The sequence below is a fragment of the Rathayibacter sp. VKM Ac-2856 genome (assembly GCF_013205055.1).
Taxonomy (GTDB): domain Bacteria; phylum Actinomycetota; class Actinomycetes; order Actinomycetales; family Microbacteriaceae; genus Rathayibacter.
In genome coordinates this window covers 303,388-324,796 of the sequence record NZ_JABMLF010000001.1, presented here as the reverse complement: position 1 = coordinate 324,796, position 21,409 = coordinate 303,388, and the positions used below count along the sequence as shown (strand labels likewise).

Below are 21,409 nucleotides of genomic sequence, written 5' to 3'. Positions count from 1 at the left end.
CGATAAAGAACTGGTGCGACGCACGCTAGCACGTTCCGTAGCGACTGTTATAGATTGGGGGCATGGCAGGACGACCGAGGAGCTTCGACCGCGACGAGGCGCTGGACACGGCGATGCGCCGCTTCTGGAGCGACGGCTACGACGAGACGACGGTCGCCGTGCTGACTCGCGAGATCGGCATCTCGGCGCCGAGCCTGTACGCCGCGTTCGGCGACAAAGACGACCTCTTCCGCGCCGCCGCCGGCTGCTACGCCGATACCGCGGACGCTGCGCTCGCCCGGCTCCTGGACGCGCCGACGGCCTGGGAGGCGATCGCCGCCGTGGTGCGCAACAGCGCCCAGGGCTACTCCGACCCGGCCACGCCCTCCGGCTGCTTCGTGCTGAGCGAGCCGCGACTGGCGGAGCGGCGCCGGGCGATGGAGGGCGTCATCGCCGCGCGGATCGAGCGCGGCGTGGAGGAGGGCGACGTCCCCGCCGGCACCGATGCGGCCCGGACGGCCGCGTTCGTCGTCACCCTCCTCGGCGGCATGTCGACGCAGGCCCGCGACGGCGCGAGCGCCGAGCGCGTCGCCGGGATCGGCGAGCTCGCCCTCGCCGCGCTGCCCCGCCCGTGAGCCGAGTCCTCGAGGGCAGCCCCGCGCAGGAGCACCTGGCCGCCGCCGCCGAGCTCGCGCGCCGGCACCTCGGGCACCCCGAGCGCGCCGCGGCGCTCGACCTCCGCCTGCACCGCGTCACCGCGCCGACCTCGCTGGTCTACACCCGCTTCCCGCCGACGCTGAGCCTCGTGCTCTCCGGCCGCAAGCGCTCGATCGTCGGCGAGTCCGACGAGCAGTGGGGTGCGGGACGCTTCCTGATCACCCCGGTCGACCTGCCGGTGATCGCCGCCGTCGTCGAGACCGGCGAGCAGGGCGACTTCGTCTCGGCCAACTGGCATCTCGATCCGGTCCTCGTCGCCGAGGTCGCGGGACTCGTCCCGCGGCGACCGGCGCAGGAGCTCCCGCAGCGGATCGGCACGATCACGGTGGAGCTGGCCGACGCGCTGCACCGGTTGTTCCGGCTCCTCGACGCCCCGGAGGAGATCCCGGTGCTCGGGCCGGCCGTGTCGCGCGAGGTGGTGCTCCGCCTGCTGCAGAGCGATCAGGCGCCGCGCCTGCTCGCGGCGTCCTCGTCGATGCGCTCGGCCGCGGTCACCCGCGCCGTCGACGCGATGACCGGCTCCCTCGCGCACGGCTGGACGCTCGAGGCGCTGGCCTCGACCGCGCAGACGAGCGTCCCGACGCTGACCCGCCGGTTCCGCGAGCTGACCGGGATGTCGCCGCTGGGCTACCTGCGCCGGCTGCGGCTGGGCGAGGCGCGGCGCCTGCTGCTCGTGCGCGGCGAGACGGCGGCGGGAGCCGCGGCCGCCGTCGGCTACGCGAGTGCGTCGCACTTCGGCCGCGACTACCGCCGCGCCTACGAGACGACCCCCGCCGCCGACGCCGCCCTGCACCCGGGCAGGCTGGTGCAGATCGACTGACGCGCGCGGCGTCGGCGATCGGGTGTCAGCGCCGGGCGCCGACGATGCCGCCGTCGACCAGCAGGGTCGTGCCGTGCACGTAGGACGCCTCGTCGGTGGCGAGCCAGCGCACGGCCTGCGCGATCTCGTCCGGGCGTCCGGGGCGGCCGGCGGGGGTCGGGGCGGTCATCGCCTCGAGGATCGCCGACGCGTGCTCGTTGCCGGGGGTGAGGGTCGCGCCGGGTGCGACCGCGACGACGCGCACCCCGCTCGCTCCGTACTCCGCGGCCCAGGCGCGGGTCAGGTGGTCGAGCGCCGCCTTCGTCGCCGGGTAGAGGGCGGTGCCGAGCGTGCCGACGTGCCCCATCCACGAGGTGATGTTGATGATCACGCCGGTGCCGCGCTCGGCCATTCCGGGGGCGATCGCGCCGACCAGCTGGTGCGGGACGCGGATGTTGGTGACGAGCAGGGCGTCGACGTCCTCGTCGCTCAGCGCGGCGGTGGGGCCGACGGGGAAGACGCCGGCGTTGTTGACGAGCAGGTCGATCCGCCCGCCGAGCAGGCGCAGCGCCTCGGCGGCGGCGGCGCGGGTCTCGTCGGGCGTGCCGCCGAGGTCGGCGACGAGGGCGGAGGCGGTGCCGCCGGCCGCGGTGATCGCCTGCGCGACGGCCTCCGTGCGGGCACGGTCGCGGCCGTGCACGAGCACGTGGGCGCCGGAGGAGGCGAGGCGGTGTGCGACGGCAGCGCCGATCCCGCTCGAGGAGCCGGTGACCAGGGCGGTCCGGCCGGCGAGGCGGGTGTCGGTGGTGAGGTGGTCGGAGGGGGAGGAGACGGTGGTGTCGGTCATGGATCCAGCGTCGCGGCGCGGCCGGTCGGCGGGTGTCCCGATCGGATCGAGGGCTGTCGTGATCCGATCACGGCGGCGGACCTGCTGACGGCGCCGGATCTCGATGCGCCCCTGGCGGGGCTGCTCGACCGGCATGGTCGGGCGGCGCGGATCGATGGCGCTCAGAACGGCGCCGGCACATCGACGGAACGAGGTCGCGGGGGCGGGTCGGGCGGACGGACGGGCATCGGCGGCGGCAGGGTGCTGATCCTGCGTCCGGTCGGGGTCGTCCAGGTGACCGTCCCGTCCGCGGCGCTCTCGTACCTCCACCTGTCCCCGTGGCGCACGTGGTGATGCGCGGTGCAGAGGGTGACGAGGTTCTCGAGGGATGTCTCTCCGCCGTGGCGCCATTCGAGAGTGTGGTCGGCCTCGCTGGTGGCTGCCGGGCGGGTGCAGCCGGGGAAGCGGCAGGTCTGGTCGCGCAGCTGGAGGTGGAGGCGCATCTGCGGCGGCGGGACGCGCCAGGTCCGGCCGACGGAGGTGACGGCGCCGGTGTCCGGATCGGTGAGCACCCGGGTGAACGACGCCGCGGTGCGGATCAGCTCGCGGGCGATCACCGCCGGAACGGGTCCATAGCCGTCGAGGTCTGCGGGCTCGTCGTCGAGACCGGCGGCGGTGGACGCGGCGAGGGTGAGTCGCACCTCGGCGCGGACACCGGGGACGAAGGTCGGGTCCGGCGCGTGCCCGGTGTCGGGGGTCGTGTCGGGGGTCGTGCCTGGGGTCGTGCCGGCGATGTCGCCGTCGCAGAGCAGATCGATAGCCGCATCGGCGCGGAGGTGCTGGAGCGTGCGCCGGTCGCCCCCGTCGCGCAGGGTGCGGGCGATGCGGCGCAGCCGGTCGTAGGCGCCGGAGATGAGGGGTGCCGGGGCGTGGACGCAGAGCGTCGCCATCCCGTCGATGTCCGGCGTGACCCAGACGGCACGATCCTCGCGAGCACGGGCATGGCGTTCGGCGAGGGGCTGCTCGTGCAGCTCCTCGCGCCAGCGGCGGAGGGAGCGGCGCAGCTGCGTCGTCGTCATCGAGACGGCCGCGCGGGCGGCGCGCTCGTCCAGTGCCGCGCGGGACGCCTCGGGGAGGCTGCTCGCCGCTCTGCAGATCGCCTCACCCGCCTCCCAGAGGATCCGCGCGTCGCGCAGGAGGGCGCGGGTGAGCGGCAGGTGCTCCATCAGCAGCTGCGCGGTCTCGAGGCGGCGTGAGATCTCCGGCTCGGACACGCCCATCGCGGCCGCGAACTCGGCGCGGATGGAGCGCTCGACGAGGTCGCGGGTCTCGCTGCGGGACGCACCGCGGGCGAAAGCCTCCGGGACGGTGCGAGCGAGGCGGTGACCGCGGTGGAGCAGTTCCGCCGCCCTCAGGCGCGTGGGCGACGCCGCGCGCTCGGCGGCCGCGGCGTCGTCGCAGCAGTCGCGCACCTCCGCCAGTGCCGCTGCGTTGTCATCCTCTATCATACGCGTATTGAAGCAGGGACCACCGACGCACGGGCGGGGGTGGGGGCTGGTCGGGGACAGCGCCAGGAAGTCGGGGGCTGTGGAGGGGGCTTGCTCGAGAAGTTCGGCGGTGGTGGGTCTCGATACGCCGCCGGAGGCGGCTACTCGACCAGCATGGAAGGGGCCACTGGACGGGGTCGCTCGTTCAGCAGGGGTGCTGAGCGGATCCGGTGGACCGGAGCGGGCCGTCCGGCCGCGCGCTGTTGCGGCGTGCGAGGATGCGGCGTGCAGTGCGACGAGAGGCGGTGACGGCGATGACCGATCATGAACGTGCCGAGCCGGAACCGCAGGAGGTCCTGCACCGAGACGGCAGTCTCCGTGCCCGCGGGGCGACGCTCGAGGGCGAGATGCACGGCTACTGGGAGTGGTTCCGGCTGGACGGCAGCCGGATGCGGAGCGGATCGTTCGACCGCGGGCGCCAGGTCGGGGTCTGGACGACCTACGACCGCGCCGGCGCGCCGCACAAGGAGACCCGCTTCGGCGACTGACCGCTCCGGTCAGCGACCCGATGCCGCGGGTCCACCGCCGCGGTCGTCGTCCGCGGGTTCGGCGACCCGGATGATGCTGACGATCGGCATCGTGCCGGTGCGGACGAGCGGCTCCTCGGGGGTGGCGTCGCTGGAGAGGACGTCGATCGGGCGCGTGTCCGTGGAGGGGGCCTGCATCGAGTCGAGGTCCGCGGACGGCGCCTCCGTCGACCGCGACTCCGAGGACCGCGACTCCGAGGACCGCGACTCCGACGGCACTGCGTCCGGCGACAGCGCCTCCGACGACAGCGCTTCCGGCGACAGCGCGCCCGTCGACAGCGTGCCCGCCGACAGCGCCTGCTCGAGCCCGCGGTTCCGCACGCGGCGCGCGCGCACCGGCGCCACCGCCCGGACCACGGGGTTCCGCAGCCGCCGGTAGGCGATCCGCCCGAGCGTGACGCCGCCCGCGAGGCCGATCGCGATCATCCCCGCCTGCAGCAGCAGGTCGATGCCGCCCTCGGGGCCGCCGCCGGAGGTGAGGTCGAGCACGCCGCGGTAGAGGGTGAGGCCGGGCAGCAGCGGCACGATGCCGCAGGCGGTGGTGACCACCGCGGGCACCCGCCAGCGGTCGGCCAGGGTCTCGCCGAGCAGCCCGATCACGATCGCGGGCACCGCGCTGGCGATCAGCGGCGTGGCCCCCAGCCCGCCCAGGGTGTCGGAGGCGACCCACGCCCCCGCCCCGGTCAGCGCGGCGACCAGCGCCGGCCGCGGGGGAGTGTGCGAGGAGAGCGCCCAGGCTCCCGCCGCGATGCCTGCGCCGAGCACCTGCACGGCGGCGGGCCACGGCCGGGCGTACGAGTCGACCAGCAGCAGCTCGACGCCGAGGGTGCGCGCGCCGTCGAGCACCGCGGCGATGCCGACGACAATGCCCAGGGTGAGCAGCCCCACCTCCAGCAGTCGTCCGCCGGCGGTGATCGGGAACCCGTTGATCGCGTCGTCCGCCGCGCCGACGAAGGAGAGCCCGGCGAGCAGCACGACGACCCCCGAGGCGACCACCAGTGCCGGCGGCAGCACCGCGAACTCGACCGGCAGCCGCGGCACGATCGCGAGCAGCAGCACCGCCACGCCCGTCGCGATCGCGGCCCCGGCGATCTGCTGGAAGAACGCGGGCAGCCCCCAGCGCCCGAGCAGCTGGTTGACCGAGTCGATCGCGGCGGCCGTCAGCGCCGCCAGCAGGACGACGAGCGGTCCGCCGCCGAGCAGGATCGCCACGCCCGCGGCCATCACGGCGAGCGTCAGCGTGACCACGCCGCGCCGGTAGCGGTGCGGCTGGACCAGGATCGCGTCGAGCCGCTCGTGCGCGGCCTCGAACTGGTGGCGCGCCTCGTCCCGCGCGGCGGCCGACTCGACGGTGTCGGCGACCCGCACCTCCGGCGAGCCCTCCGTGATCGCGCCGACCAGCGCCGTCACCCGGGCCAGCCGCTCGTAGTCGGCGCTGCGGGAGGCGACCACCCGCAGCACGCTGACGCTCGGCGAGTCCTCGCTCCCGTCGTGCACGACCAGGATCGAGGTGAACGTGAGGTCGACCTGGACCTCGATGCCGTACGCCCGGCAGACCCGCTCGATGGTCTCGGTGACCTCGGCGGCCGCGGAGCCCAGCGACAGCAGGGTCTCGCCGAGCCGCACCGCGAGCTCGAGCACCCCGCGGACGGTCTGCTCGGCCAGGACGGCGCGCTGCGAGCGGCGGCTCACCGGCGCCGCGGGGCGCTGCCCGCTCAGCTTGCCGACGACCTGCTGGATCAGACGAGGAGAGCGCACCCTGAGAGCGTAGAGAAGTCCGGCGTCCTCGGGGGACCACCGCGTCCGGATCGCCTCGCCTGTTACCGGCCGGGAGGCCCGCCGGTCCGGCCTGCGAGGAGGCTCAGGATCGGCGTCGTGGCGACGATCCAGCCGTCACGTCACGCCATCGGGGCCGCTCGCGGCATCCGTTCGAGAGGGTGCTCCGAATGATGCATACACATTGACCTCACGACCGGAGCCCGCATGCTCGCCACCACAGCCCCCGCCGCCCGCCGCGCCGCCGCCCACCCGCGCGTCCTCCCCGCGCCGGCCCTGCCGCTGCTCCCGACCGACTCCGACCGGATGCTCGTCATCCGCTCGTCCTCGGGCGACGACCGCGCCTTCGCCGAGATCGTCCGCCGGCACACCTCGCTGCTGCGGGCGACCGCGATGCGGATCCTGCGCGCCTCGAGCGACGTCGACGACGTGGTGCAGGAGACGTTCGTCGCCGCCTGGACGCACATGGACAGCGTGATCGACGGGGAGACCATCGTCGGCTGGCTGCTCACCACCGTCCGTCGGCGCTGCTACGACAGGCTGCGCTCCGCCGATCACCGCCGCCGCGCGGAGCTGGAGCAGGACCTGCCCGAGTCGTTCGACCACTGCCCCACGGCGGTCTCGGAGCGCTCCGCCCTCGTCGCCGAAGCCCGCGCCGTGCTCGACCGCATGCCCGAGCTCCAGCGCCGCTGCTGGGAGCTGCGTCAGCTGCAGCAGCGCAGCTACGACGACATCGGCGCCGAGCTCGGTGTCAGCGCGACCGTGGTGCGCGGCCAGCTCTCGCGCGCCCGCCTGCTGATGGAGGCGACGCTCGCGCACTGGCGGTGATCAGCGGCGCGGCACCCGGCAACGAGGGGTCTCTGCCGCGAAGGACCCGGCGGCTAGCGTGGAGCGCATGGAACCCACGTCCTTCGCCGCCCTGCTGACCGGACTCCTGCTGAACCTCTTCTGGTTCGCGCTCGTGCTCGTCGCGATCTTCTTCGTCGTGCGCGCGGCGGTCACGAGCGCGCTGAGGCGGGCCGGGATCATCACTCCGGCGAGCGCCGCGAAGCTCGCCCGCGAGGACGAGGCGAACCGACGCGCGATCGACGACGATCGGCGCCCGGAGGCCTGACCGCCACCGCAACCCCGGCCATCGAGCGGGCTCAGGAGCCGAGGACCGCCAGCAGCGTCGACACGATCGCGCAGACCGCGCCGGTGCCGAGCAGGATCAGACCGGTCAGCCGCAGCGCGCGCACCGGATCCGCGCGGCGGTGCAGCCGGATCCGCTCCGGGTCCTCCTCGCGGTAGTAGACCTCGCGCTGATCCGAGCCCACAGGCGTCAGCGGATCGTCCGCGCTGAGCGGCCTCGACCGGACCTCGCCCGCGCGGGTGACCCAGTGCAGCGCGCGGGGCGGACCCTCCTCGAGGTAGGCGGTCGTCGTCCACCAGCGGCCGTCGATCAGCAGCCCGACGAAGGCCGCGAACAGGAACAGCAGTCCCAGCGGGATCGTGATGAGGGAGAGAGCCTCCAGGATCGTCTCCAGCACCGGGCGCCTCCCTCTCGGATCCGCTGACGAGCGTACCGGGCGCGGGCCCAGCCCGGCCGCCTGCTCGGCCGCGGGGCGCCGGCGACGTCGCTGAGCACGGATCCGGCGCCAGGGGGACCCCCTTGGAGGACGCGCCGGGCTCTTGCCACCCTGGAGCGCATGACCTCCCTCGCCTCGCGCCGCCGCCGTGCCCACCGCGGGTCCGCCCCGGTGGCCCTCCTCCGCGACGACTCCCTGTCGCTCCTGCTGCACGGCTACGGCTTCGGTGCACGCCTCTGGGCGGGCACCCGGGACGGGGCGCGCGCGGTCCCGCTGCGACTGCTCGGGCGCGACGCTCTGCTGGTGCGCGGCGCCGAGGCGGTCGACCTCTTCTACGACGAGTCGCGGATCGCCCGCCACGGAGCGATGCCCGGGCTCGTGCAGCGGACGCTGTTCGGCACCGGGTCGGTGCACAGCCTCGACGGGGACGAGCACCGGCACCGGAAGGCCGTCTTCGTCGACGTGGCGTACGAGGACGCGCAGGTCGAGCGGCTCGTCCCGCTGCTGAGGCGCGAGTGGCAGGAGGAGGTCGCGGCCTGGACGGCGGGCGGCACCCGGAGCGCGTACGACGCCGCGGTCGGGGTGTTCGGCCGGGCGGGCATGCGCTGGGCGGGCCTGCCCGGCAGCCGGGCCGCGAAGACCCGGTGGGCCGCGCGGCTGGCGCAGATCGTCAACGGCTTCGGCGCCCCCTACTCGCCCGAGTACCTCCTCGCCGCAGCGAACCGCCTGTGGTCGGACCGGCACGCCCGCCGACTCGTGGCCGCGGTCCGCGCCGGGGTCCTGCCCGCCGAGCCGGGCACCGCGCTGCACGAGTGGTCCTGGCACCGCGACCGATCGGGGAAGCTGCTGCCGGCGCGGATCGCGGGGGTCGAGCTGCAGAACAGCATCCGGCCGCTGATCGCCGTCGCCCGCTTCGTCGCCTTCGCCGCGAAGGAGCTGCACGAGCGGCCGGAGTGGCGGCGGCGCATCGCAGCGGAGGCGGAGGCGGAGAGGGCGGAAGCGGCCGCGGCGACCGGTCCCGGCCCGCTCGCGACCGCGTTCGCTCAGGAGATCCGCCGCACCGCCCCGTTCGTCCCGATGCTGCCCGGCTGGGCCCGGGAGGACGTGGAGCTCGACGGGCGGCGGCTCGAGGCCGGCGGGCGGGTGCTGCTGGACATCATCGGGACGGACACCGACGAGCGGTCCTGGAGCCGCGCGGACGACTTCGCCCCGGAGCGCTTCCTCGACGTCGAGGAGTACGAGGCGATCCCCGTCTTCGTCCCGCACGGCGGGGCGGGCGTCGCCACCGGCCACCGCTGCCCGGGGGAGAAGCTCGCGATCGCGGGGCTCGCACTCGCGATCACCGCGCTCAGCGACCCGCGCGTCGAGATCGCGGGCGAGGGACTCGACGTGAACCGGCGTCGCCTGCCGACGAAGCCGTCCTCGGGCGGCCGTGTCCGCGCGGCGGGCTCCGGGCCGCGCTGCCCGTTCCACTGACGCCGGTCCTGCCGAACCGCGATCCCCGGATCTGTCAACGTCCTCGACAGCATCCGCGGGCACTTCTAGCGTTTCCCCGATTCGAACGCGATGCCCGAACGCCGAGACGGGCCCGGTCAGGAAGGGAGCCGCCGTGAGCGATCCCGCCGACCCCGTCATCGACGAGCTGCTCGCCGCCCTCGCCCCGCCCGGCGGGATCCACGCCGGACTCGCCCGGCACGTCGGTCAGCAGCTGCGGAGCCTGCGCCCTGCGCCGGTGGACGGCGCCGCCCTCATCGCGCCGTACCTGCGCGGCGTCCCGGTCGACGGCGTGGCCGTCTCGACCCTCGGCAGCCCGTTCGGTGCCGAGACCGTCGCTGCCAGCGACAGCACCGCCGCCCGGCTCGACGCGATCCAGCTCGAGCTCCGCGACGGTCCGTGCTGGGCCGCCATCGCCGAGGGCGCCCCGGTCGCGATGATCGACTCCGCGACCGAGGACCGCTGGCCCGTCTTCAGCGAGGCCGTCGACGACATCGACGTGCGCGCGGTGTTCGCGTTCCCGCTGGTCTTCGCCGGCCTGCTGATCGGCGCCGTCGACCTCTACTCGCGCACGGCCGGGCCGCTCGGGGCCGGGGTGATCGAGGAGCTCTCCGCCGCGACGGCGCGCACGGCGCTCGGCGTGCTGAGCGCCGTGGTGCCCGCTCCGTCGCGCGCGGACAGCGGCGACGGCACTTCGCCGCGCACCCTCCACCAGGCGACGGGAGTGGTCGCCGCCCGCTATCACGTAGCGCTGCCGGACGCCCTGCTGCTGCTGCGGGCGCATGCGCTCGCGGATGCGCGGTCCGTGGTGGAGGTCGCGGAGGACGTCGTCTCGAACGCGGACGTCTGGGACCGCGCGCGCTGACCGGACTCGGCGATCATCCCGGCGATCCGGGCGCGCCGTCCCGCACGTTCCGGACGACGCGTGCCGGGGCCCCGACGACCACCGCGCCCGCTGGGACGTCCTTCGTGACGACCGCGGCGGCGGCGATGACGGCGTCGTCCCCGACCGTCACACCCGCGAGCAGCGTCGCCCTGGCGCCGATCCAGACGTTCGACCCGATGACGATCGGAGCCGGGTGCAGGTCGCCGCGCTTCGCCGGGTCGAGATCGTGGTTGAGCGACGCGAAGACCACGTCGTGCCCGACGAGGCAGTCGTCGCCGATCGTCACCCCGCCCTGATCCTGGAAGGAGCAGCCGGAGTTGAGGAACACCCTCTTGCCGATCCGGAGGTTGCGGCCGAAGTCCGCGTGCAGCGGCGGGAAGAGCGTCACCGACGGATCGATCGGGCGGCCGGTCAGCTGGGCGAGCAGCTCGCGCACCCGCTCGGGCTCGTGATAGCCGCTGTTCAGCTCGGCCGTGGTGCGCAGCGCGTCCTGACTGGCCGCGTGCATGACGGCGTGCAGCGGCGAGCCGCCCTCGATGGTCCGCCCCGCGTCGAGGGCGTCGAGCAGGTCGGAGAGATCCAGGGGCATGGCGTCGTCCTCACGTCGAGCGGATGGGGCGCGGTCGGCCCCGGTCGGCCCAGGCTAGGGGAGCGCGCGTTGCACCTGAGATGCCCCGGCAGGGCACCTCACGGGAGGCCTCGGTCTGCCCCTACTGTGGAGCGATGAGGCACCGTTCGGTCAGCGCAGCAGCAGGTCTCGTCCTCGTCGCGGCTCTCGCCGGATGCACCCCGCTTCCGGGCGAGGACCCCCGCATCACCCAGTGGCGCGCCGAGCGCCAGGCGGAGGCGGAGGCGGACGCAGACGCGGACCGCGACGTCGTAGCGGTCCTGTCCCTGCAGGCGGACGCCGCTGCCGACGGAGGCCGCGTCGAGGCCGTTCTCGCGCGCCCGGCCCTGCCGACCGCGATCACCCTCGAGTGCGTCGGCGACGGATCGATCGATCTCGAGATCGGCTCGCTGTCCACGGGATCCGGTGCGACGACGAGGACGACCACGACCCTCGACGCGATCGACTGCGCCGACGGCCCACTCGAGATCGATCCGGCATCCCTCGGTGAGAAGCCGATCTCGAGCGTCGACGCCATCGTGTCCGACGCGGACGGCGACGCGGTCTGGTTCCTCACGATCCGCGGGGACGTCGCCGCCTCCTGAGGTCGCCGCGGCTCCTCCCCAGGCCGCGCGTGATGCGAGGATGAGCGCATGGGGCGACGCGTGGGGTGTCTGGCAGGTCTGGCGATCGTCGTGCTCGCGGTGACCGGCTGCGGATCCGGCGGCTCCGATCCGTCTGCTGCCGGTGAGCTGATCGGCTGGGGAACGGTGATCGAGTCCGGGCCGGGCTCCGGAGTGCCGCAGCTGTGCCTCTCCGGCGTGGCCGAGTCGGCACCTCCTCAGTGCACGGGTGACGCGGTGGCCCTGATCGGACTGGACTGGGCCGCCCTCACCGAGGTGCCCGAGGTGGGCGGGACGCGCTGGTTCGACGGGACCTTCCACGGCACGTGGGACGGGTCCGCGATCACCCTGACCCGGCCCTTCGCGGTGGGGGACCAGACGGGCCTCGATCAGGACGATGCGGTCGCGTCCGCGGTCGGGTCGGCCGACTCCGCGACCCTCGCGCAGGCTCTCGAGGCGATCCGGGCGCGCTCGTCCGACGATCCGAACTACGTGAACACTGCGGAGTACGACGGCACCCTCCATCTCGTCGTCGTCCACGACGACGGCTCGATCCAGGCCGACCTCGATCGGGAGATCGGCCCCGGAGTCGTCGTGGTCCACTCCGCCCTGCGCGCAGTCTGAGGGGCGGCCGTCGCCCGGTCCTCCGCTGACCGACCACCGGAGTGCTGACCGACCACCGGAGTGTCGTGGGTTCTCCTAGGTCGCCAGCAGCGCCCAGCCGCCGGCCGCGAGGACGACGGCGACGAGCGCCACTCCCGCCCAGGCCCCGTCGACCGCTCCCGATGTCCCCCTCGAGAGTCGGATCGCTCCGAGGAGCAGGATCAGCCCGCCGCTGACGAAGGCGATCGAGAAGGCCAGCCGGTAGAGCTCGACCGCCGCGTCGGTGGTCGTCGAGCCGCCGTCCTGGAGCCGGACGCCCGACGCCGTGGCGAGGAGGAAGAACAGGAGGGGGAGGACGAGGAGCCCGGCCAGTCCGATCGTGTGCAGCAGGATCGGGACGGAGAGGACGTCCGAGGCCGGCCGCCGCTGGGGCAGCACCGGGTGAGGGTCCTCCGTCCGCCCCATCAGCGCGCGACGCTCTCGCCGAGCGGAGCTCCCCGCCGGTTCCGCCGGTCCTCGCGGATCAGGCTGACGACGCCCACCGCGAGCAGGATCCAGAGGACGACCTCGATCGTGGCGATGAAGGGGTCGCTCGAGCCCGTGTGCTCCTGGGGGACGGAGGTGGCGGGCACGTCCGCGCCGCTGCCGAGGTAGAGCACCCAGTCGGTGAAGGCGTGCACCAGCGCCGCGACCCAGAGCCGTCCGGTGACGCGGCGGATCCAGTAGTAGCCGGCGCCGACCACCGCGAGTCCGCCGACCTGGATCGCGAGGACCGCGGGCGGCGCTCCGGCGGCGATGCTGCCGGGGAGATGCGCGAGGGCGAAGACTCCGGCGGTGACGAGCAGCGTCACCAGCTCGCCGTGGCGGCGACGGACGGCGGTGAGCAGGACACCGCGAATGAGGAGCTCCTCGCCGAGGCCGACCAGCAGGGTCCCGAGGGCGACGACGGCGACGAGTCCGAGGGCGACGTCCGCCCAGGGCACGTCCGCGAGCTCGACGAGCGGCTCCACGATCGCGATCACGGGGATCGCGATGAGCCAGCGGCGCGGCGGCACGAGGGCGGGGGTGGGCCGCTCGCGCCACACCGCGGAGCCGAGCCCGGCGCGGTGCACGTAGAGCAGGAGGAGCGCGATGCCGATCGGCAGCGGGACGAGGTGGCCGAGCGCGAACTGCGCCGCCGGCTGGTCGTCGCCGACGAGGTCGCTGAGCACGGTCCCGAGGCCCCAGGCGAGCAGGACGTAGACGACGACGAGGAGCAGCGCCGCGCGCACGGAGCCGGCCCTCATGCCGTGCCTCCCGCGGGCGTTGCGCCGATCCGCTCCCGCGCCCCGCGGATCGCGAACACGACCAGGAGGATCGCGAGCACCCCCGCGAGCGGCTCGAGCAGGTTCGCGAGCCCGGACAGGGCGCCCGGCGTCCCCACTCCTCCGGCGAAGACCGAGAAGTCCCACAGTCCGTGCAGCAGCATCGGCCAGAGGAGCGAGCCCGTCACGCGGCGGAGGATGTAGAAGACGGTGCCCGTGCTGAAGGCGAAGCCGACCTGGAGGAGCGTGCCGCCCTCGTCCGCGCCGAGGGCCACGTTGGCGAGGTGCGTCAGGGCGAACAGTGCCGTCGTCAGGAACCACACCCAGCCCTCGGCGAGCCGCGTGCGCAGCGCCACCAGCAGGATGCCGCGGTTGACGATCTCCTCGGTGAAGCCGACCAGTGCGAGCACCAGGGATGCCGCGAGGAACGCTCCGCTGTAGGCGGGCCAGTCGGTGCCCGCGAGGTTCATCACCGCGGCGAGCGCCACCAGGGCGGGGAGGACGATCAGCCAGCGATGGCGGCTCCGCTCGCGCTCGCGCATCACCGGACGCCACCAGCCCAGCAGTGTGACGGTGACCGCCAGCAGAACTGTGGCGAGGATCAGCGACAGCCCCGCGCCGAAGAACAGGTTGCCCGCGCTGTCGCCCCACTCGTCGTAGGGCACTCCACCGGCGGCCTGCACGGCGACGACGAACGCGAGGTACCCCGCCCACACCGCCAGTCCGATCCAGAGGCGCGGGCGCACCCGCCCTGTCGTCGTGCCGTGTTCCGTCATCGTTCCGTCCCCCCGGGCGTGGCGCCGTACCCCGCACCTGCGCTCAGTCTCCCGCAGGACGGGCCCTTCCCGCGGACGACCGCGCGGTGGAGTCAGTGCAACGGGACGGCGGACGACCCTCCCAGGATCATCGACTCGCGCTCGAGACGCGCGGCTCGGCGCGCGGCCAGGGTGAGCAGCGCCAGGACCGCGGCGATGACCACCAGCGGCAGGAGGACGCGCAGGGCGGGGAAGCCCATCAGGACCGTCGCGCAGAGGACCTCGATCCCGATCAGCACGGCAGGCAGGCCCACGAGCAGGAGCACCGAGACCGCCGCCGCCGCACGGCCGCGCCAGGGGACGACGGCCAGGACGCCGAGTGCGGCGACCGGCCCGGCGGTCGTGAGGCCCGGGCCGAGCCAGCCGGCCGAGACAGCGACGAGCGCGATGCTCAGCTCGGCCGTCGCGGCGAGCAGGGCGGCGATCCGCGCGGCGCCTGTGCGGCCCGAGAGCGCGAGGCCGAGCGCCAGGACGAAGAGAGTGCCCGCGACGGGGACGGCGGGATTGGTGAACGGACCGATCGCACCGGGGTAGCTGACGCCGGGCGACCAGTTGACGGTGGCGTAGAAGACGGAGAACGCCGTCGCGAGTGCCAGGGGGACGATCGTCGCCGCGGATCCGCCCGGCGTCCGGCCGAGGCGGCGGCGCACCCCGCCGACGGCGAGAGCCAGCCGCTGCCCCGGACCGGGTCGCGACCGGCCGTCGGCGTCGGCCTCGTCGAGCAGGATGCCCAGCAGCACGTCGCCGTGCTCGCGTCGCCAGGCGGCCGGGTACCAGCGCAGCGCCCGGCGGAAGCGCTCGGCGCGCTGTCCGTCCTCGTTCGGGGTCATCCGGTTCTCCTCCGTGGGTCATCGAGTGCGGGGTCGTGGAGTGCGGGGTGGGCGTCGGCGGGGTCTCGGTCAGCGGTCGATTCAGGTGGCAGGGGCGGGTCTGACGCCGAGGCTGAGGTTCCTCCGCGCTCGTGCCGCACCCGCCTGCATCCGGGCGACCTCCGCGCCGAGGGCGGAGCGGCCCTCCTCCGTCAGCCGGAAGTAGCGCCGTACGCGCCCGTCCACCCGCTCGTCCCCGTCCGGGGTGATGAGCCCCTCCGAATCCAGCCGCTCGAGCGCCGCGTAGAGCGTGGTCACCCGGAGGTGCACGCGGGACTCCGACTGCATCTCGATCTCCTGCAGGAGCGCGTAGCCGTGGCGGCGCCCGAGTGCGAGCACGGTCAGGATCCAGAAGGTGCTCTCCCTCATCTCCGCTGCCATGACGGCGACGATACTCCCGCCAGTGGAGTATCTCGATCGAACCGGCCGATCGATGGAGAGAGTGTCGCGAGGCGTCCTGTGGAGGACGTCGGCTCAGTCGTGCCGACCGTCCGCCGCCGCTGTCGGAGCGGCGAGGAAGACGCCGCGCTGGACGATCAGTCGCCGCAGGTGGCGCTCGAGGACGAGCCGCTCCGCGAGGCGCCCGAGCACGCCGAGAGGAGCGCTGAAGACGAGGCGGTCGATCATCACGGAGCCGGAGCCGTCGGACTCGAAGCGGTGGTCGTGCCGGAAGGAGCGGAACGGTCCGCGGGTCTGCTCGTCCGTGAACGAGTGCGGCGCGTCGACGGCGGTGACGGCGCTGGTCAGCCGGAGCGGGACGCCGAAGTGCCGTGCCCGCCAGGTCACCTCCTCGCCGAGGCCGATCCTGCCGCTGACCACTCCGCCGATCGCGCGCTCACGGGACGCCGCCTGCGACTCGGTGTGCAGATCGATGCTGCGCGCGCGGTCGAACAGGTCCTGCACGGATCGCGGGGAGCGGGTGACGACCTCGAAGGACACGACCATGCGTTCGATGATGCCCCAGGCGATCCGCGGCGGCGCCCTGGCAGGATGCAGCAGATGGACGAGCCGGAGCGGGACGAGCAGGAGCAGAGCGAGCTGGACGGGCTGCGCCGGCGGGCGTACGGGCGGGGCGCCGGTCCCGCTCTCGACGCGCCGGGGTGGGCGCGACTGCGGCTGCTGGAGGAGCGCGCGGCTCCGACCGCGGTGTCGCGGCCCGCGGATCGCACGGCGGAGCCGGAACCGATGCCACCTGTCGAGTCGGCGTCCGCCGAGCCGACCTCCGCTGAGTCGGCGTCCGCCGAGCCGACCACCACTCCGCCTGCCGCCGTCCCCGTCCGCTCGGGCATGCTCCTGGCCGTCCTCTGGGCGCTGTCCCTCGTGGCGACCGCGGTCCTCGCCGGTTTGACGACGGCGTGGGCCACGAGCTCCACCGCCCGCGACACCGCAGTGCTGCCGCTCAGCGCGTCGGACCGCTGGACGGGCAGCGGCTTCGCCGACGTCGTCGCCACCGAGGACTTCTACGGCCTGACCTTCCTCCGCAGCTCGGGCGGCGGGCCGCCGGACGACCTCGACCTCTGCCTCGTCGCCGTCCCGACCGAGACGAGCGGCGGCGGGCTCGTCATCAACGGGTGCAGCGCCGGCTCCTTCCCGGCCGTCGCGCAGACGACGGTGCGGGCCGGCATGCCGGAGCCGCTGGTGACCGAGTTCGGCGAGGGGACCGGACTCCGCTTCACCCTGGACGGCGACACCGTCCGGGTGCGGCGGGACTGACGCACGCAACGGGCCGCGATGCCGAGGCTGCCGGGCCGTGAGTCAGGCGGTCCGCCGCCAGGCGTCCTCGCCCTGCGCGCGGCGCCACTGCTGGCGCGGGGCGTCCGCCTCGCGCGCCGCGTCGGTCAGCCACAGCGTGCTGTCCGGAGCCCAGCCGCCGATCACGGTCGCGTGGTCCTCGTCGATCGGGATCAGCCGGGTCGCGCCGGAGAGGTACCCGAGCGTGGTGAGGTGCGCCGCGTCCCAGTCCGCCGCGACGCGCTGCCAGTCCGGGACGAGCCAGCGGCCCTCCCAGCCGGTGACCCGGTACCAGTCGTGCCGGCGGGAGGCGGTGACCTCCGCCGGGCAGGCGCGGCAGAGTTCGGCCCAGTCCTCGGCCGACCCGATCTCGAGCGTGCGTCCGGCGCCCGAGACGGGGATCACGGTCGCGGCCTCGGGGCCGAGGGAGTCCTCGTCGAGCTCGAGCAGGTCGTCGATGCGGGAGCGGGTCTGCAGCAGGCGGAGGGGGAGCGACCACCAGGTACCCGACCAGTTCGCGGTCGGGTCGAGCGGGCGCTCGCGGACGGCGCGCTCCTCCTCCTCGCGGAGGGCGGTGCACCACTCCTCGAGCAGGGCGGCGGCGTCGGTCGGCAGCGCTCGCGCGGTGTCCGGGCGCCACTCGACGGCCCACTGCGTCGCGGCCGGCGGAGCGGACCGGTCGGCGATCAGCGGCGAGCGGAGCAGCAGCTCGGCGATGCCGGTCAGCGCCGAGCGGATCTCGGGGTGCCCGGCGAGGACGTCCTCCTCGTCCGGCTCCTGCCAGTACCGCGCGGCGTCGACGCTCCGGCGGAGCGCGCCGCGGACGGCGGCGTCGGACGGGATCGACGCGGTGCTCGGACTGGACGCCGCTGACCGAGCCTCGATCATCGCGGCGACGTCCTCCGCTGCGAGCTCTGTTCGCTCGTCGGTCTGCTCGTCTCCCGCAGCACCGTCCTCGTACAGGCGCACCACGGACGTCCCCTCGCGGGGCTCGGCGAACGCGACGCGGAAGGCCGCGGTGTGCAGCTCCTGATCGACCGCCGTCGCGTACTCCAGGCAGAGCCGTCTGCCCCGAGGTCCGTCGAGAAGGGTCTCCGCCGCTGTTCGCACGTCCCCACTATGCCGCGGCCGGTCGACGCAGCCCGGAGCGCGGCCGCGGCTCAGGCCGGGTTCATCCAGAACGGGGAGTAGTGGTAGCCGTCGGGGTCGTCGAACTGGCGCTGGTACATGAAGGGGTACTCGTCGGTGTCGCCGATCCGGCCGCCCGCCGCGCCTGCCCGCTCGGTCAGCTCGTCGACGGCCTCGCGGCTGCCGAGATCGAAGGACACCGTGATCTTCGAGGGCGTGTCCGGCCCGCCGATCAGCTCCTCGGTGCCGCCGACGCTCGCGTACATCTCGCGACTGCTGAGCATGACGAACTGACCGGGGGCGATCGCGAAGCAGGCGACGCTGTCGTTGGACATCTGCTCGTCGCGGGTCCAGCCGAGGGCGGTGTAGAAGGCGGCCGCTCGCTCGACGCTCGCGACGGGACAGGAGAGGTAGAGGCTCATTCGGGCAACACTGCCCAGGCGCGCTCGCCACCACAAGAGGCACGGGCGGAACGGCCCCGCCCCGCCCGCTGCCGCCGTCTGCGAGAGTGTTGACATGCCCTCGCCGCAGACCCTGACCGAGGAGGACCGCCGCCTCGTCGCCGCCTGGGCGGCCGACTGCGCCGAGCGCGTCCTGCCGCTGTTCGAGGCGGAGGCGCCCGCGGACGGCAGGGCTCGCGACGGCATCGCCCGGGCGCGGGCGTTCTCGCGCGGCGAGCTCGCTGCGGCCGGAGAGATCCGCCGCCGCTTCGAGGCGGGCCGCTCGGCGCAGTCCGCGACCTCGCCGGCGGCGAAGGCGGCCGCCTGGTCGGCGGGGCAGGCCTCCGGAGTCGCGCACATGGGCGCGCACGCCCTCGGTGCCGCTGCCTACGCGGCGAAGGCGGCCGAGCTGGCTGACCCGGGCCGCGGCGGCGCGGCCGAGATCGCCTGGCAGCGGGCGCAGATGAGCGCTCCGGTGCGGTCCGCCCTCCGCCGTCTCCCGCTGCTCGGCGAGGACTCCGCGGGCCCCCTCGGCTCGGGCCTGCTCGCCTCCGGCGCGCTCGGCGCCGCCATCCGAACCCTGCAGGAGGCTCTCGCCGAGCCCGACTAGCGCGCCCCGCGGCGCGCCGCCCTCCGCCCCGCGACCGGACCTGAACCGGCGTCCGATCGTCCTGCCGAGCCCGTATCGCGTCTCCTCACCAGCGGCCCTCCCGCGACTCGACGCGAGTGGGCCTCCGGCCGCCGTGCAGACCCCGCCCCGCGTCCACTCACGAGCATGTCTCCGTGAGTGGACGCGAACCCCTGCTGGTCGAGTAGCCCCGAAGGGGCGTATCGAGACCTACGCTGCACCGACCTCAGGAGCACCGCTCCGTCGCCGGCACCGACGCCACCGACAGGGCGAGGGCCGCGAGGATCTCGCGCCCGCCCGTCAGGCTCGCGTCGAGGACCACCTCGACCGCCGGCTCGCGTCCGTACGTGCTCGCCGTCACGAGGGCGGGATCGCTGTCGTCGATCGTCCAGTCGACGTCGCCCTCCGTGAGGCACTGTGCGGAGGGGGCGGGATCGGAGACACCGCAGCGCAGGAGGACCTGTGCCGGATCGCCCCACGCGCCCGTGCCCTGCGCATCCGTCTCCCGCTGGGGGAGTCCGGTGACGTCGGAGGGGAGCCGCGCCACGATCCCCGCGCAGCCGACCGCCGACGCGGTCGGAGCGACAGCCATCGGAACGGCGCCGCTGCAACCGGCTGCCGACAGGGCGACCAGTACGGCCACCGGCAGCAGTCGGCCGGGGCGAGCGGGGGAGCGGCGGTGCGGCGTCACGGCGTGAGCGCCGACCAGGCGCGGTTCCGGCATCTCGGTCCCCGGATCAGGAGACGGACGCGGTGGCGTCGACGGGCGGCAGGAGTCGCGCGCCCGAGTCGAGCACGCGATCGAGCCAGTCGCGCAGCAGCTCCCGCTCGGCCGGACGCAGATCGGCCAGGCGCGGTGCGAGCGCACGGACGGCCACGACGGCGGCGAGCGATGCGTCCTCCGCGGGTGACGGCTGCTCGGAAAGGATCCGGGCGAGGACCGCCTCGAGCGCGGACTCCGCGAGTCCGGGGTCCCGCTCGTCGTCCGGCTCGGACAGCAGAGTGGTGACGACGCCGACGCCGGCCGTCTGGATCAGCCCGACGGCCCGCTCCTCCGGCACGCGCAGGCGGCCCGCGGCGGCGACCCGGCCGACCCTCGCCTCGAGCACGCGCTTGCCGGACCGTGCCGCCGCTGAGGTCCCGGCGCGCGACGGGTCGCTGAGGAGCCGGAAGAGCGCGGGGTTGTCCAGCCCGAACTCGACCTGCGCGGCCCAGCCTGCGCGGAGATCGTCGATCGGATCGACGTCACCCGCGGCAGCCTCCGCGACGACGGCCGCCTTCTCCGCGACCCAGCTGGTCAGCACGTGCTCCGCGACCGCCTCGAGCAGGCCGTCCTTGTCGCCGAAGAGGCGGTAGATCGCGGGCGCCTGGAGACCGGCGGACTCGGCGACTCCGCGGGTCGTGACCGCGGCCGGGCCCTGCTCGCGGAGCAGGCGGGCGGCCGCGTCCACGATGCGGCCGCGGGTGTCGAGGGGGGTGGGAGCGTCGCTCATGGATCCACGGTATCGCACTCTTGCTATCGGCGATACTCCAGCGTTACTGTTCTCGAGGTATCACCGATACCACCGCTTCCTCCCCGCGAAAGGCATCCCATGATCATCGTCACCGGCGCTACCGGCGCCCTCAACGGAGCGACCGTCGACCATCTCCTCGATAGCCTGCCCGGCTCCGAGATCGCCGTCGTCGCGAGGGACACGGCGAAGGCCGCGCGCTTCGCCGAGGCGGGGGTGGAGGTGCGCAGGGGCGACTACGCCGACCCCGCGTCGCTGCCAGCCGCCTTCGACGGAGCGGACCAGCTGCTGCTCGTCTCCGCGAGCGACCCGCGCGCCGACGCCGTCGCTCTGCACCGGGCCGCCGTCGCGGCGGCGGTCGAGGCCGGGGTGGGGCGCATCCTCTACACGAGCCACCAGGGTGCGGCCGACGACACGCCCTTCGGGCCGGGTCGGGACCACGCCGCGACCGAGCGGATCCTCGCAAAGTCCGGCGTGCCGTGGACGTCGCTGCGCAACGGGTTCTACGCCCACAGCCTCGTGTTCTTCCTCGGCGACTGGCGCGCCACGGGCATCGTCGAGGTGCCCGCGGACGGCCCGGTCTCGTGGACCGCGCGGGAGGACGCGGCGGAGGGCGCCGCCCGCATCCTGCTGTCGGACGGCGCGCACGACGGACCGGTGACCCTCACCGCCGCGGCAGCGCTCACCTTCGAGGAGGTGACGGCCCTGGCCGCCGACGTCGTCGGTCGTCCGGTCGAGTTCCGGGTCCTCGGCGACGACGAGTGGCTGGCGCGGCGAGTGGCGGGCGGAGCCCCGGAGCCCCAGGCGCGCTTCCTGCTCGGCATGCACCGGGCAGCGGCGGCGGGCTTCTTCGCGGGGACCGATCCGACGCTGGCGCGCCTCCTCGACCGCGACCCCCGCACCGTCCGCGACCTCCTCGCAGATGACGCCCGCTGAGGCCCTCCCCGTCCGCGAGATGCCACCTGTGTGCCCGACACGCCGAGGAAGGCGAGCACAAGTGGCATCTCGCGGAGCGGGGGGAGAGGGAGGGG

At 74.5% G+C, this 21,409-nt stretch carries 27 protein-coding genes; 12 read left to right on the top strand and 15 right to left on the bottom strand.

What is annotated here, in order from left to right; translation table 11 throughout:
- Window positions 1–62: 62 nt before the first annotated feature.
- The gene (locus HQQ82_RS01525) at window positions 63–614 is read left to right on the top strand and encodes a TetR/AcrR family transcriptional regulator (RefSeq protein ID WP_173231337.1); all 552 of its coding nucleotides are present in this window, start codon (window positions 63–65) and stop codon (window positions 612–614) included.
- Window positions 611–1,516, top strand: a complete 906-nt coding sequence (locus HQQ82_RS01520) for an AraC family transcriptional regulator N-terminal domain-containing protein (protein ID WP_367947764.1) — start codon at window positions 611–613, stop codon at window positions 1,514–1,516. The genes HQQ82_RS01525 and HQQ82_RS01520 overlap by 4 nt, the downstream gene beginning before the upstream one ends.
- A gap of 25 nt (window positions 1,517–1,541) precedes the next feature.
- Here HQQ82_RS01520 and HQQ82_RS01515 read toward each other — a convergent pair whose 3' ends face one another.
- Both HQQ82_RS01515 and HQQ82_RS01510 read right to left on the bottom strand, forming a co-directional pair.
- Window positions 1,542–2,342, bottom strand: a complete 801-nt coding sequence (locus HQQ82_RS01515) for an SDR family NAD(P)-dependent oxidoreductase (protein WP_173231336.1) — start codon at window positions 2,340–2,342, stop codon at window positions 1,542–1,544.
- Window positions 2,343–2,503: 161 nt separating this feature from the next.
- Window positions 2,504–3,829: an HNH endonuclease signature motif containing protein gene (locus tag HQQ82_RS01510; RefSeq protein ID WP_173231335.1), complete on the bottom strand. Its 1,326-nt coding sequence runs from the start codon at window positions 3,827–3,829 to the stop codon at window positions 2,504–2,506.
- 293 nt (window positions 3,830–4,122) lie between these two features.
- Here HQQ82_RS01510 and HQQ82_RS01505 point away from each other — a divergent pair, with 293 nt between their 5' ends.
- The gene (locus tag HQQ82_RS01505) at window positions 4,123–4,356 is read left to right on the top strand and encodes a toxin-antitoxin system YwqK family antitoxin (protein ID WP_173231334.1); all 234 of its coding nucleotides are present in this window, start codon (window positions 4,123–4,125) and stop codon (window positions 4,354–4,356) included.
- A gap of 9 nt (window positions 4,357–4,365) precedes the next feature.
- Here the strand turns inward: HQQ82_RS01505 and HQQ82_RS01500 are convergent, their stop codons facing one another.
- Window positions 4,366–6,153 (bottom strand): threonine/serine exporter family protein, encoded by a 1,788-nt coding sequence (locus HQQ82_RS01500; RefSeq protein ID WP_173231333.1) that lies wholly within the window; start codon window positions 6,151–6,153, stop codon window positions 4,366–4,368.
- A gap of 225 nt (window positions 6,154–6,378) precedes the next feature.
- On the opposite strand from HQQ82_RS01500, the gene HQQ82_RS01495 reads away from it, so the two are divergent.
- Together HQQ82_RS01495 and HQQ82_RS01490 are read left to right on the top strand one after the other, a co-directional pair.
- The gene (locus HQQ82_RS01495; RefSeq protein WP_173231332.1) at window positions 6,379–6,999 is read left to right on the top strand and encodes an RNA polymerase sigma factor; all 621 of its coding nucleotides are present in this window, start codon (window positions 6,379–6,381) and stop codon (window positions 6,997–6,999) included.
- A gap of 67 nt (window positions 7,000–7,066) precedes the next feature.
- Window positions 7,067–7,285 carry a hypothetical protein gene (locus HQQ82_RS01490; protein ID WP_173231331.1) on the top strand — a complete coding sequence of 73 codons (219 nt, stop codon included), beginning with the start codon at window positions 7,067–7,069 and terminating at the stop codon, window positions 7,283–7,285.
- 31 nt (window positions 7,286–7,316) lie between these two features.
- On the opposite strand, the gene HQQ82_RS01485 is transcribed toward HQQ82_RS01490, so the two are convergent.
- Window positions 7,317–7,700: a hypothetical protein gene (locus HQQ82_RS01485; RefSeq protein WP_173231330.1), complete on the bottom strand. Its 384-nt coding sequence runs from the start codon at window positions 7,698–7,700 to the stop codon at window positions 7,317–7,319.
- Between the two features lie 159 nt (window positions 7,701–7,859).
- Here HQQ82_RS01485 and HQQ82_RS01480 point away from each other — a divergent pair, with 159 nt between their 5' ends.
- The gene (locus HQQ82_RS01480; protein WP_173231329.1) at window positions 7,860–9,215 is read left to right on the top strand and encodes a cytochrome P450; all 1,356 of its coding nucleotides are present in this window, start codon (window positions 7,860–7,862) and stop codon (window positions 9,213–9,215) included.
- Between the two features lie 133 nt (window positions 9,216–9,348).
- Entirely contained in the window at window positions 9,349–10,098 is a 750-nt protein-coding gene (locus tag HQQ82_RS01475; protein WP_173231328.1) for a GAF domain-containing protein, read from the top strand.
- Window positions 10,099–10,111: 13 nt separating this feature from the next.
- On the opposite strand, the gene HQQ82_RS01470 is transcribed toward HQQ82_RS01475, so the two are convergent.
- Window positions 10,112–10,702, bottom strand: coding sequence for a DapH/DapD/GlmU-related protein (locus HQQ82_RS01470; RefSeq protein ID WP_173232276.1), 591 nt, complete (start codon window positions 10,700–10,702; stop codon window positions 10,112–10,114).
- A 140-nt stretch (window positions 10,703–10,842) separates the two neighbouring features.
- Here HQQ82_RS01470 and HQQ82_RS01465 point away from each other — a divergent pair, with 140 nt between their 5' ends.
- Together HQQ82_RS01465 and HQQ82_RS01460 are read left to right on the top strand one after the other, a co-directional pair.
- On the top strand, window positions 10,843–11,331 hold the full coding sequence (locus tag HQQ82_RS01465) for a hypothetical protein (protein ID WP_173231327.1): 489 nt from the start codon (window positions 10,843–10,845) through the stop codon (window positions 11,329–11,331).
- 48 nt (window positions 11,332–11,379) lie between these two features.
- Window positions 11,380–11,973, top strand: a complete 594-nt coding sequence (locus HQQ82_RS01460; RefSeq protein ID WP_173231326.1) for a hypothetical protein — start codon at window positions 11,380–11,382, stop codon at window positions 11,971–11,973.
- 75 nt (window positions 11,974–12,048) lie between these two features.
- On the opposite strand, the gene HQQ82_RS01455 is transcribed toward HQQ82_RS01460, so the two are convergent.
- The 6 genes from HQQ82_RS01455 to HQQ82_RS01430 form a co-directional block, all read right to left on the bottom strand.
- Window positions 12,049–12,390, bottom strand: a complete 342-nt coding sequence (locus tag HQQ82_RS01455; RefSeq protein WP_173231325.1) for a hypothetical protein — start codon at window positions 12,388–12,390, stop codon at window positions 12,049–12,051.
- Between the two features lie 26 nt (window positions 12,391–12,416).
- A complete protein-coding gene (locus HQQ82_RS01450; RefSeq protein WP_173231324.1) occupies window positions 12,417–13,238 on the bottom strand; it encodes a CPBP family intramembrane glutamic endopeptidase in 822 nt (273 codons plus the stop codon).
- Complete coding sequence (locus HQQ82_RS01445) at window positions 13,235–14,032, bottom strand: CPBP family intramembrane glutamic endopeptidase (RefSeq protein WP_173231323.1); 798 nt, start codon at window positions 14,030–14,032, stop codon at window positions 13,235–13,237. Before HQQ82_RS01445 ends, HQQ82_RS01450 begins: the two co-directional genes overlap by 4 nt.
- A gap of 92 nt (window positions 14,033–14,124) precedes the next feature.
- The gene (locus HQQ82_RS01440; RefSeq protein WP_173231322.1) at window positions 14,125–14,901 is read right to left on the bottom strand and encodes a hypothetical protein; all 777 of its coding nucleotides are present in this window, start codon (window positions 14,899–14,901) and stop codon (window positions 14,125–14,127) included.
- Between the two features lie 81 nt (window positions 14,902–14,982).
- Window positions 14,983–15,321, bottom strand: coding sequence for a PadR family transcriptional regulator (locus HQQ82_RS01435; RefSeq protein ID WP_173231321.1), 339 nt, complete (start codon window positions 15,319–15,321; stop codon window positions 14,983–14,985).
- 93 nt (window positions 15,322–15,414) lie between these two features.
- Window positions 15,415–15,885, bottom strand: coding sequence for an SRPBCC family protein (locus tag HQQ82_RS01430; protein WP_173231320.1), 471 nt, complete (start codon window positions 15,883–15,885; stop codon window positions 15,415–15,417).
- Between the two features lie 54 nt (window positions 15,886–15,939).
- On the opposite strand from HQQ82_RS01430, the gene HQQ82_RS01425 reads away from it, so the two are divergent.
- A complete protein-coding gene (locus tag HQQ82_RS01425; RefSeq protein ID WP_173231319.1) occupies window positions 15,940–16,653 on the top strand; it encodes a hypothetical protein in 714 nt (237 codons plus the stop codon).
- Window positions 16,654–16,695: 42 nt separating this feature from the next.
- On the opposite strand, the gene HQQ82_RS01420 is transcribed toward HQQ82_RS01425, so the two are convergent.
- Together HQQ82_RS01420 and HQQ82_RS01415 are read right to left on the bottom strand one after the other, a co-directional pair.
- Window positions 16,696–17,781 carry a hypothetical protein gene (locus HQQ82_RS01420; RefSeq protein ID WP_173231318.1) on the bottom strand — a complete coding sequence of 362 codons (1,086 nt, stop codon included), beginning with the start codon at window positions 17,779–17,781 and terminating at the stop codon, window positions 16,696–16,698.
- Window positions 17,782–17,831: 50 nt separating this feature from the next.
- Window positions 17,832–18,221, bottom strand: a complete 390-nt coding sequence (locus HQQ82_RS01415) for a VOC family protein (RefSeq protein WP_173231317.1) — start codon at window positions 18,219–18,221, stop codon at window positions 17,832–17,834.
- Between the two features lie 94 nt (window positions 18,222–18,315).
- On the opposite strand from HQQ82_RS01415, the gene HQQ82_RS01410 reads away from it, so the two are divergent.
- Window positions 18,316–18,849 (top strand): putative immunity protein, encoded by a 534-nt coding sequence (locus HQQ82_RS01410; protein WP_173231316.1) that lies wholly within the window; start codon window positions 18,316–18,318, stop codon window positions 18,847–18,849.
- A gap of 244 nt (window positions 18,850–19,093) precedes the next feature.
- On the opposite strand, the gene HQQ82_RS01405 is transcribed toward HQQ82_RS01410, so the two are convergent.
- Both HQQ82_RS01405 and HQQ82_RS01400 read right to left on the bottom strand, forming a co-directional pair.
- Window positions 19,094–19,459 carry a DUF3515 family protein gene (locus tag HQQ82_RS01405; protein ID WP_173231315.1) on the bottom strand — a complete coding sequence of 122 codons (366 nt, stop codon included), beginning with the start codon at window positions 19,457–19,459 and terminating at the stop codon, window positions 19,094–19,096.
- Between the two features lie 145 nt (window positions 19,460–19,604).
- Window positions 19,605–20,360, bottom strand: coding sequence for a TetR/AcrR family transcriptional regulator (locus HQQ82_RS01400; protein WP_173231314.1), 756 nt, complete (start codon window positions 20,358–20,360; stop codon window positions 19,605–19,607).
- Between the two features lie 99 nt (window positions 20,361–20,459).
- On the opposite strand from HQQ82_RS01400, the gene HQQ82_RS01395 reads away from it, so the two are divergent.
- Window positions 20,460–21,314 (top strand): NAD(P)H-binding protein, encoded by an 855-nt coding sequence (locus tag HQQ82_RS01395; RefSeq protein ID WP_173231313.1) that lies wholly within the window; start codon window positions 20,460–20,462, stop codon window positions 21,312–21,314.
- Window positions 21,315–21,409 lie beyond the last annotated feature (95 nt).